The following is a 10582-nucleotide window of genomic DNA, read 5'->3' on the forward strand; positions in this document are numbered from 1 at the left end:
GGATAACAAGAAAAGAAGGAGATTTTATGAGAATTATTGCCGGAAAATGGAAGGGAAAGAAATTAAATACGCCATTGGATTCTCGTATTCGGCCAACATTAGATCGTGTGAGAGAGGCCATTTTCAGTATGATTGCGTTTGATGTTCCTTCGTCTAATGTGTTGGATTTATTTGGAGGAACAGGAGTGATGTCGTTAGAAGCATTATCTCGTAGTGCAAATTCGGCAACGATAGTAGATAATCACAAAGATTCCATCGATTTAATCAAAAAAAATGTTGCTCTGTGTGGTGCAAATGAACAAACGACAATCTTTTGTGGAGATTACAGGGATTTTTTGGCAAAAACTAACAAAATGGGAAATAAGTTTGATATAATATTTGTGGATCCGCCTTATCAAGGTGAGATGGTAAAAGAAGTTTTGAAAGAGATTGACAAGAATGATGTGTGCGACAGACATGGAATTGTGATTTTGGAAACAGCCCGAGATTTTACTCCGACGGAGCAAACGCAGCATTTCATAAAAATAAAGGAAAAAAATTATTCAAAGACTAAAATATCTGTGTATCAGATACAGAAAGAAGAAGTTTAGAAAAGGAATAGAATTATGAATCGAGCAGTATATCCGGGAAGTTTTGATCCGATTACCAATGGACACATAGATGTGATAGAGCGTGTAGCAGGTATGGTAGAACATGTTACGGTAGCTATCTTAATCAATGCGAAGAAACAAGGGTTATTTTCATTAGAAGAAAGAAAAGAATTGATTTTGGATGCAGTAAAGCATTTGGATAATGTTGAAGTAATATATTTTTCGGGATTGTTGGCAGATTATTGCAGAGATAACCATATTGATGTAATTGTACGCGGCTTGCGTGCCGTTTCAGACTATGAGTATGAAATTCAGATGGCACAGATGAATCGCAAGCTCTATCCGGAAGCGGAAACAATTTTTTTGATGACTAATCCAATTTATGCTTATTTGAGCTCCAGTTTGGTAAAGGAAGTTGCAGGATTTGGTGGTTGCGTGAGTGATTTGATTCCTAAGCTTGCTTATCAAAAGTTAATTGAAAAGTTACATGATGAAAGGGAGGATGTTTGATGGAAGTATTAGAAATTTTGCAACATCTTGAAGATATGATAGAACAAAGTTCCAAAACACTGTTTAGTAATAAAGTCTCAATAGACAAGGAGATTGCTCTTGCTTGTATTAGAGATATTCGTCGTGGTCTTCCGGAGGATTTTAAGCAAGCGGAGTGGATTAGCAACGAAAGACAACGTATTATCGATGAAGCGATGGAAGAAGCAAAGCGAATTGTAAATGATGCAGAACGTAAGGCAGAAGAAATGGTACAAGAACATATCATTACTCAAAAAGCGGGAGAAAAAGCAAAAGAAACATTGCAACAAGCTGTTTCTGATGGTCATGACGTTCGAAACGGTGCGATTTCTTATGCACAAGAGATATTAGAAAAACTCGGTTTGGATATTGAACGTGTCAATGCAAGAATTAGTGCAAACTATGAAGAGTTGGAGAAATTGAAATATAGAGAAGAAAATAGTTCTGTGGACAAAGAATAAAAAAAGACAGGAGAATGAGAGAATCAATCTCCTGTCTTTTTTCATGGATTGAAAAATGAAAAGTTATCAGTCTTCTGATGTTGTACTTTGCTTTTTCATCGTCGAATAAATGCTGATTTGAAACAACATTTTTAATATCCATATAAAGAATGCAAACACCCCGATAGGAAGCAAGCAATTGATAACAATCAAAATGGCTAAAGTTTCAATAAAACGGTTCAAAGAATCTTTTGCAATCAACGAAAGGTCTTTTGCTTTTTCTTTTATTTTTGAGAGGGCTCCCGATACAAATCCTTCTTCTTCATTTGGTATGTTTGACTTAATGTCTTGAGAATTTTTTTCTACAGTTAACATGGTATCATTGATACTGTCTTGGTAGGTGGTTTCAATCATATCGGAAATCTTCAGGCTGACAGGAACTACTGAAAACAAAGCGATTCCTAAGATAAGTAGCTTGATTGCCATGTCTTTTAATACATCTTTTTGACACATGATGCTTACAGTGTAGATAAAAAGAGAGATGGGAATCAGCCATCGAAATACCACATAGCCTGACAGTGTCATCAAATACTTCTCCAATATGATTGCTATCAAAACAATCAAAAATTTGTCGCTCAAATCTGCCAATTTGTTTGCGATGGGAGTACCTATATCGCTTGGAATCAATGAAATTCCGGCAGCGGTAGCCGTTGAAAGTGCAGTTAATTTCAGAACGGTTTCTTTCTTTTTATCAAGTTGTTCAATACTTCCTTTATAATTGCTGATATTGGATGTATAACTTGTAACAACGGTAGCGGAAAAAATTGCTAAAATAACCAAAAAAATACAGATAGCGATTTTATTTTTCTTTTTTTCTTTTAAAAATGTCATATTTGTTTTCTCCTTATAAAAATTATATTGTAGCTAAAAATGATATGGTTTCCTTGTTGAATCCAATGATTGATCGGTGCTTCTGTTACCGTTTTGATTTGCAAAAGATTGAGAATTGTTGATTGTTGTTTTCAAATTCATCTCCAATGTCAACAAAAAAACTTCATCATATGATAAATCAAAATTTTCAACACATCCGATTCTATTCCTTTTTAGTTTTAAGTTTATGTCTTTAAGATGGATTATATACCCTAATTCGATTGAAATTTTATATGTAGCAATATTAAAAATACTTCATTCATTTCAGTATTACAGGTATATAACATAACAAATTCAAAATAAAATAGGATGGAATACATGATGTATAAGACAGATGTTTCGGTTGTGTTGTCGAAACTATTGTCTGTTTCAAAAAATTACTTATTCCTTTGCTCTTTTGCTTACAAAAACAGGCGAAAGCACATACCCGTTGGAATAGGAAGAACGATAGCGACTGTAGTATATCGTATCTGCAATTCCGTCAGCATTCCACAAAATTTCTTGTTTTCGGTTGCTCGGTCTGAAATTGGCAGCCTTGTTAATCAGAGGAAATTCTTTATTTGATTTTCGAATCAAAGTACGACCGACTTCATCAAATGCAAGAATTCGTGCATATCCCATCTCGTTGGAGGTATTTAATTCTTGCATGGTATCTTTGGTAATGTTGAGTAAAATATTGAGCAAAATATGTCGAATTCGAGTCAAAGTATATCGTTTGGTTTTAATGGAAGACAAAATTTCCTCTAATTCATTGGAAGCTAAAAAGCTTTCATAAATTCGGTTTTCCAATCCCTCTGATACTTCAAAATACTTTGCAATCTGCTTTCCTTCTCTCAACACAATGGTTTTGATATCATTCAAAAACAATTCCAAACTCATCCAACGATGGTTGGTATGTGTGTAGAGAAGTGCATCTAAAGTGGATATAGGAATGGAAGAAAGCAATTCTTCCGAGTAAAGAGGAGAGTTTCCGCAAAGTTTTGTTGACATATGTGTCAAATAGTTGCGAATAGATGTTGCACTGGAAAACTCCGCTTTCATATCATAGTCTTCGTGATTTGCTCCTTTTCGTTGAATCAAAATAGGCTTAATGGTACTTTTTGTACGTGATAGGTGTTTGAGATATTCTACTCCAAGCACATCGTTCGGAGTAGAGATAGAGGAGCAACCTGTCAAGCGTTCCAAAGCGATACTTCTAGCTTTTGGAAATGGATAACCTTGGTTGAGGTAGTTTTTGAGCAAATAGCGATATTCTTCCGGTTCCTCATGGAACAGATTTGCTACAGAAGAAAGATGCTCCATATTTCCACCTTCACTTCCAAACGAAAGATAGTCTACAATTCCAAGATGGTTCAATATTTCGATAGCTCCTTTTGCAAAAAAATCAGCACTTTGAGATGCGTACAATACAGGAAGTTCCAATACAAGAGAAGCGCCGTTTTGGACAGCTAATTTGGCACGTAGATGTTTATCCATGATTGCCAAATCGCCTCTTTGAACAAAATTTCCGCTCATGATGACAATGACTTTTTGCGTCTTGGAAAGAGCGCAAGACTGTTTAATATGATAGAGATGACCGTTGTGAAACGGATTGTATTCAGCAATAATTCCCAAAACACTCATAAGAGAATTCTCCTTTTCTATGTCTAATATGAATCGCCAAAAAATGGATACAAAACGAGTCAAAACATTGTCAAAAACAGTTTTGTCGGTTTCTGTTTATGTATCGCTTTTATTATTGTGGTTTGTTACAGGTGTTTCATTGTTATTGTCTATTAGTTTATTGATGACATAAGACGAAAGCAACAAACCGGCAGTTCCTGTTACAAATGCAAGACTGCCGTTGATCTGTTTTCCGGATTCCGAGAGAAGTTTTTGTTTCGGTACACAAACATCTTCTGTGGAGAATACAACCGGAAGATGTTTGATATTATACTGTTTCAACTCTCTACGCATAATTTTGGCAAGTGGACACATATATGTTTTTGATAAATCCGAAATCTGTAGTTTGGAAGGGTCTTTGTGATTGGCAGTTCCCATAGAAGAGATAATAGGTATTTTTCTTTGGACAGATTGCACAATCAAGTTCACTTTGGAAGGAATCATATCAATACAATCCAGTAAAAAATCATAGTTTCGTTCAAAAAACAAGTCCGATTCTTCGGGAGTATATTTTTGACCTATTGTGTGTACTTTGAGGTTAGGATTGATATCAAGCAATCTTTTTCTGACAACTTCTACTTTTAGTTGTCCTAAAGTGGAGTGAAGTGCAGGAAGTTGTCTATTCAGGTTGCTTTTTTCTACGGTATCGAAATCAACAAGAGTAATTGTACCGATACCGGTTCGTGCCAATGCTTCTACGGCATAACTTCCGACACCTCCCAACCCAAATACGGCAATATGTTGTTGCTGTAATGTATGAAATGCTGAATCTCCATAAATCAATCTTGTTCTTGAAAATTGTTCCATTATAATATCCTTTTCTGTTTTGTTTATGACCAATGGTGTCATCCAATCATGTCGAAATTATTGTTTGAGAGACACCGTTTCAATTTTATTTTCTAATACAAAAATGTTTAGTGTTTATTTAGATTACTCTTCTTGTAGGAACTACTCTTCTACTGAATAATCTTCCGTCTAAGGTATATTAACTTAATCATAAAGTTTTCGTGATAAAATCATCTTTATTATACTAAACAAAGACAAGAAAGAAAAGACAGAAGAGGGTTGTTATCAAAATAGTGATAGTAAGATAAGGAATCATCTTACCTATTTGTATTTCAGGAACTGTATTAAGAATCATCTTAACCTTATAAAAATTATTTGCTAAAATCGAAAAAAAGGTATAATATACTATTGTAAAACAAAAATAATGAACATGTTTACAATAAGAACAATTCTATATCATAAAAGTATTGGGATCATGGAAACAGTAAAAATATAGAGGAAGAAAGATAGGGGAAAATAATGATAGATATGACATTACAGGGGATGAAAGAAGAAATTTTGTCAGGAAAGAAAATTTCAAAAGAGGAAGCAATGTTCTTGTATGAAGCACCGTTGGAAGAACTTTGTTCTATGGCAAATGAAATTAGAGAACATTTTTGTGGAAACGGATTTGATATGTGTACCATAGTAAATGGCAAGAGTGGGAAATGTTCTGAAGATTGCAAATACTGTGCGCAGTCTTCCTGGTACAAGACACAGGTGGAAGAGTATCCTTTGATGGAGGAAAAAGAATTGATTGATTTGGCGAAATACAATCATGACAGAGGTGTTGTTCGTTACTCCGTAGTAACCTCCGGAAGAAGATTATCAAAAAAAGATGTGGATGCCGTATGTAAGAGTATTACGAATCTGAAAAAAGAAGTAGATATCCAGGTGTGTGCATCTTTCGGTTTGCTGGAAAAAGAGGACTTTGAAAAATTGAAGGCAGTTGGAGTATCAAGAGTACACAACAATTTGGAAACTTCAAGACAGAACTTTGTCAATATCTGCACAACGCATACTTATGAAGACAAGATTCGTGCGATTCGTCAGGCACAGGAGGCAGGACTTAAGGTATGTAGCGGTGGAATTATGGGACTTGGAGAAACAATGGAAGACAGGGTAAACATGGTAATTGATATTAGGGAGTTGGGAATCAAGTCGATTCCGGTCAATTTCTTAAATCCGATTCCAGGAACCCCATACGAAAATGTGCCGATGCTTTCTCAGGAAGAAATGCGAAGAATTGTCGCAGTATTTCGTTGTTTAGTTCCTGATGCTGCAATTCGTTTGGCGGGAGGAAGAGGTTTACTTGACGATAAGGGTAAATCGTGTTTTCAATCCGGCGCAAATGCGGCAATCTCCGGAGATATGCTTACAACCTCCGGAATGACCATTGAAAAAGATATGGCGCTGATTAAAGAACTCGGATTTGAAGTTAGGGCGATGGAACAGTAGAATGATAATTAATTGCTTTGAGTAGGGATATTCCTTCGGTGATTTCCTCGTTGGATAGGGTTGCAAACCCTAAGAGGATAGAAGGGTATTCCTGTTTTTTTCCGTAACTTTCCAAACCGTAGACTGCGATTTTTTGTTTCCGTGCTTCAGAGATGATCTCTTTTTCTGTGAAACATTTCGGATATTGAAGGACAACATGAAGTCCCGCATCTGCACCGGTGATTCTAATATCGGGACAGTCCTTGAGCAAGTCCACTATCAGCTGTCTCTTTTTGGAGTAAATTTTTCTCATGCGATTCAAATGTTTTTCGAACTCTCCGGATTCCAAAAATTTGGTAAGAATTTTCTGGATAATGATAGAAACAGGACATACGAAACAGTGGAACATTTGGTGATATTTTTCCAAAAGAGATTCAGGCAATACCATGTAGCTGACACGCATGCTTGGAGAAATCGATTTTGAAAAAGAACCCATGTAAATGACCTTGTCCGGATAATCAATGGATTTGAGTGCCGGAACAGGACGGTTGGAGTATTTGAATTCACTGTCGTAATCATCTTCAATCACAAAATCTATTTGGGAACAATTCAGGATTTCCGAGCGACGTTTCATATTCATAATGATACCGGTTGGAAACTGGTGAGCCGGTGTCAGAGCGCAGATATTTGCAGAACTTTTTTGAAGAGCGTCAATGGACATGCCGAACTCATCTAACGGGATAAATTCATGTTGGATACCATTGGCGTCCATAATGTTGCGTAGCATGTGATACCCCGGTTCTTCAATGGCATAGGTACCCTCAACAAGTTTGAAAATGATTTGAAAGAGATACTCAGACCCGCTGGAGATAATAATACGGGAAGGTGAAGTTTGGAATCCTCTAGAACGATTGAGATAGTCTGCGATTTGCATTCGTAGAGGGAAATATCCCTGATAATCCACCTGTTCCAAAAGGTCGTTATCATCCAAAATTAGATTCGAAAACTTGCGAAATATTTTGTGTGGAAATCCTTCATCAGACACTCCGGTATAGGAAAAATCATATCGGATATCCGATGTTTCTTTTTCAAAAGTATGATGTTTGTTTTCGAGTACATAAAGTTCTCCAACATCTGAAACAAAGTATCCTTTTCTTTCTTTTGCGTAGATAAATCCTTCTTCCAACAGTTTTGCGTAGGCATTTTCCACACTGGTAAGCGATATCTGATATTCATGGGAAAGTTCTCTCTTGCTTGGAAGCTTACTGTGAGCGACGTAGTTTCCTTTGATAATCTCTTTTTTGTAATATTCATAGATTTGTAAATAAATTATTCCTTCTTTTAAAAATAACATACTGTCCTCCAAATTTTAAGCTGGTATCTAAAAAATATATCAAATTGACACTATAAAAGCACTCAGACACTCATTATACTATAGTTATCACTGATTTAGGAGGGCAAAGATATGAATTTTGAAAAATTATTTGGTGGAGTAATCATGGATGTAACAACTCCGGAACAAGCAAAGATTGCAGAAGAAGCCGGTGCTGTAGCGGTTATGGCGTTGGAGAGAATCCCGGCAGATATTCGTGCAGCCGGAGGAGTATCCAGAATGAGCGATCCGAAAATGATTAAAGAAATTATGAATACAGTAAGCATACCGGTTATGGCGAAAGTAAGAATCGGACATTTTGTAGAGGCGCAAATTTTGGAAGCAATCGGAATTGATTGTATTGATGAATCAGAAGTATTGTCTCCTGCAGACAATGTATATCATGTTGATAAAAACAAATTCAAAGCACCGTTTGTATGTGGAGCAAGAGATTTGGGAGAAGCACTTAGAAGAATTGCAGAAGGTGCAAAAATGATTCGTACCAAGGGAGAAGCAGGAACAGGTGATGTTGTTCAAGCAGTAAAACATATGAGAACAATTCAAAACGAAATCAGATATGTTGTTTCACTTCGTGAAGATGAACTATATCATATTGCAAAAGAATACCAAGTACCTTATGAATTGATTCAATATGTTCACAAAAATGGAAAACTTCCGGTTCCTAACTTTTCAGCAGGTGGAGTTGCAACACCGGCAGACGCTGCTTTGATGGTACAATTGGGAGCTGACGGAGTTTTTGTAGGAAGCGGAATCTTCAAATCAGGAAATCCGGCACAAAGAGCAAAAGCGATTGTGGAAGCAGTAAAACATTACAATAATCCGGAAATTATTGCAAAAGTGAGCGAAAACTTAGGAGAAGCAATGGTTGGATTGAATGAAGATGAAATAGAAGTTATTATGAGCAATCGTTAATTTGAAATCCTCTTAATTTCCATAGACAGACTGGGGTTCCTTTGTTAGTTTCTAAGGAACTACAGTCTGTTCATTTTAAAGAATGTAAAATTGCAGTGTATCATTTCATATTCAGGCCAAGGTGAAAAAATTAAATGATAAAATTAGAATATATCATTCGTAAATTATAAAATGCAACCGGACTGTATCGGTGTGTCTGATGATAAAAAATAGAAAGGTATGATTATCATATTACGAAAAAAATGATTGCGTAGGGATTGTTATTTAGTGATGATTATGTTACGTCAAAAACTATCTTCATAGTCATATATGATAGGTGAAAAATAACATATGGTCAGTAAAACGATAAAAAGTCAGTAGTACGAAAAGGTTATCATAAAGAAAATTCTTTAAGATATATTAACATAAATATGTTCGGTACTGATAACATAACAGAGATCAGTATTGAAATGAAGGTTCAATAAAAAATCTTTAAGATTCTTTTGGATATAATTGACAAAAAAAAATCCTTTTTATATAATAGAAAAACAGAATAAAATGAGTTGCGATAGAGTCTATTGTCAGACCTGTCTTCTCAAAGTCATTGAGAGAGAGTTGTTGACAATAGTTTTAATGTGTGATAAATTTTATTCGTATATTATTTTTTACACCAATCTATGTACTAAATAGATCCTTCTAATCGAATAAGAAATAGGAGGTGCACTTAATGAGAGTGAAAGTAACATTGGCATGTCAAGAGTGTAAACAAAGAAATTACAATACTATGAAGAACAAGAAAAATGATCCTGAGCGTATGGAACTTCAAAAATATTGTAAATTCTGTAAGAAACACACAACACATAAAGAAACGAAATAGTAAAGGGTGTGATGTAGTGCCAAAAAACACAGAAAAAACAACAACAACTTCACCAACAGAGTATCTTGGAGAAGTAAAATCGGAACTGAAGAAAGTTCATTGGCCTTCCAAACAGGAGCTATCAGAACATACACTTACCGTTATTGTTATGGTGTTGATAACAGCGATTTTCATCTACTGTATCGATGCAGGAGTAGGAGCTGTTATTGAAAAACTGATAGGAAGATAATAAACTAAAAGGAGGGTAGCGCCCAAGGAGAAAAACTCTTTTGGCGATTATCTATGGCAGAAAACGAACAAGCCAAATGGTATGTTGTGCATACCTATTCTGGACATGAAAACAAAGTAAAAGCCACAATTGAAAAGGCAGTTCAAAATAGAAATATGGAGGAGATCATTCCACGTGTTTCTGTGCCTGTAGAAGAAATTGTAGAAGAAAAGAACGGAAAAAAACATACGAGATACCGTAAGATTTTTCCGGGGTATTGTCTGGTTAAAATGATTGTAACAGATGAATCTTGGTATGTTGTAAGAAATACCAAGGGAGTTACAGGGTTTGTCGGACCGAATTCTAAACCGATTCCGTTGACAGCGCAAGAAGTAATCAATATGGGATTGGAAAAAGAAGTACCTGTTATCTACAAAATTGATTTTGCAGAAGGCGATCGAGTTCTTATCAAAGGTGGTGCCTTTAGCGGTTTGCAAGGTACAGTTGTAGGATTGCAAGCTGAAAAAGGAATGGCGAAAATCAAAGTTTATATGTTTGGAGACAGAGAGACTTTGGTCGATATTGAAGTTTCTCAATTAGAGAAAGATAAAGAAGAGTAAAAAACACTTTAGGATATAGGAGGTGTCAAAGATATGGCAAAAAAAGTAATTGGACAAATTAAATTGCAAATAGAAGCTGGAAAAGCAACACCTGCACCACCGGTAGGACCTGCGCTTGGTCAACATGGGGTAAATATTATGGGATTCTGTAAAGAATTCAATGCAAAAACAGCAGATAAAG

The 10582-nt window shown here is 35.7% G+C and carries 12 protein-coding genes and 1 pseudogene; 9 read left to right on the forward strand and 4 right to left on the reverse strand.

The genetic code is table 11. The features are described from left to right. Positions 1-26: 26 nt before the first annotated feature. Genes rsmD through ACO5GE_RS03820 form a run of 3 tightly spaced genes read left to right on the forward strand, consistent with a single transcriptional unit; the run spans position 27 to position 1579 of the window. The gene (gene rsmD, locus ACO5GE_RS03810) at positions 27-590 is read left to right on the forward strand and encodes a 16S rRNA (guanine(966)-N(2))-methyltransferase RsmD (RefSeq protein ID WP_484829605.1); all 564 of its coding nucleotides are present in this window, start codon (positions 27-29) and stop codon (positions 588-590) included. Positions 591-605: 15 nt separating this feature from the next. Continuing rightward, positions 606-1100, forward strand: a complete 495-nt coding sequence (gene coaD, locus ACO5GE_RS03815; RefSeq protein ID WP_484829606.1) for a pantetheine-phosphate adenylyltransferase — start codon at positions 606-608, stop codon at positions 1098-1100. After that, positions 1100-1579, forward strand: a complete 480-nt coding sequence (locus ACO5GE_RS03820; protein WP_484829607.1) for an ATPase — start codon at positions 1100-1102, stop codon at positions 1577-1579. Before coaD ends, ACO5GE_RS03820 begins: the two co-directional genes overlap by 1 nt. A gap of 66 nt (positions 1580-1645) precedes the next feature. On the opposite strand, the gene ACO5GE_RS03825 is transcribed toward ACO5GE_RS03820, so the two are convergent. The 3 genes from ACO5GE_RS03825 to ACO5GE_RS03835 form a co-directional block, all read right to left on the reverse strand. After that, on the reverse strand, positions 1646-2449 hold the full coding sequence (locus ACO5GE_RS03825) for a hypothetical protein (RefSeq protein ID WP_484829608.1): 804 nt from the start codon (positions 2447-2449) through the stop codon (positions 1646-1648). 420 nt (positions 2450-2869) lie between these two features. Beyond that, entirely contained in the window at positions 2870-4111 is a 1242-nt protein-coding gene (locus ACO5GE_RS03830; RefSeq protein ID WP_484829609.1) for a nucleotidyltransferase, read from the reverse strand. A 96-nt stretch (positions 4112-4207) separates the two neighbouring features. Next, entirely contained in the window at positions 4208-4957 is a 750-nt protein-coding gene (locus ACO5GE_RS03835) for a tRNA threonylcarbamoyladenosine dehydratase (RefSeq protein ID WP_484829610.1), read from the reverse strand. A gap of 498 nt (positions 4958-5455) precedes the next feature. Between ACO5GE_RS03835 and bioB the strand changes: the two genes are divergently transcribed. Beyond that, positions 5456-6433, forward strand: a complete 978-nt coding sequence (gene bioB / locus ACO5GE_RS03840; protein ID WP_484829611.1) for a biotin synthase BioB — start codon at positions 5456-5458, stop codon at positions 6431-6433. Here the strand turns inward: bioB and pdxR are convergent. Continuing rightward, the gene (pdxR, locus tag ACO5GE_RS03845) at positions 6414-7766 is read right to left on the reverse strand and encodes a MocR-like pyridoxine biosynthesis transcription factor PdxR (RefSeq protein WP_484829612.1); all 1353 of its coding nucleotides are present in this window, start codon (positions 7764-7766) and stop codon (positions 6414-6416) included. The genes bioB and pdxR overlap by 20 nt on opposite strands. Positions 7767-7877: 111 nt before the next feature. Here pdxR and pdxS point away from each other — a divergent pair, with 111 nt between their 5' ends. From pdxS to ACO5GE_RS03870, 5 genes and pseudogenes are all read left to right on the forward strand, one after another. Beyond that, the gene (gene pdxS, locus ACO5GE_RS03850) at positions 7878-8717 is read left to right on the forward strand and encodes a pyridoxal 5'-phosphate synthase lyase subunit PdxS (RefSeq protein ID WP_484829613.1); all 840 of its coding nucleotides are present in this window, start codon (positions 7878-7880) and stop codon (positions 8715-8717) included. A gap of 706 nt (positions 8718-9423) precedes the next feature. Beyond that, positions 9424-9573 carry a 50S ribosomal protein L33 gene (gene rpmG / locus ACO5GE_RS03855; protein WP_014262850.1) on the forward strand — a complete coding sequence of 50 codons (150 nt, stop codon included), beginning with the start codon at positions 9424-9426 and terminating at the stop codon, positions 9571-9573. A 16-nt stretch (positions 9574-9589) separates the two neighbouring features. Beyond that, positions 9590-9802: a preprotein translocase subunit SecE gene (secE, locus tag ACO5GE_RS03860; RefSeq protein ID WP_484829614.1), complete on the forward strand. Its 213-nt coding sequence runs from the start codon at positions 9590-9592 to the stop codon at positions 9800-9802. Positions 9803-9855: 53 nt separating this feature from the next. Further along, positions 9856-10401 carry a transcription termination/antitermination protein NusG gene (nusG, locus tag ACO5GE_RS03865; RefSeq protein ID WP_484829615.1) on the forward strand — a complete coding sequence of 182 codons (546 nt, stop codon included), beginning with the start codon at positions 9856-9858 and terminating at the stop codon, positions 10399-10401. A gap of 33 nt (positions 10402-10434) precedes the next feature. Continuing rightward, positions 10435-10582: pseudogene (locus ACO5GE_RS03870) on the forward strand (50S ribosomal protein L11); the annotation flags it as partial.

It is taken from the genome of Filifactor sp. (assembly GCF_057248345.1).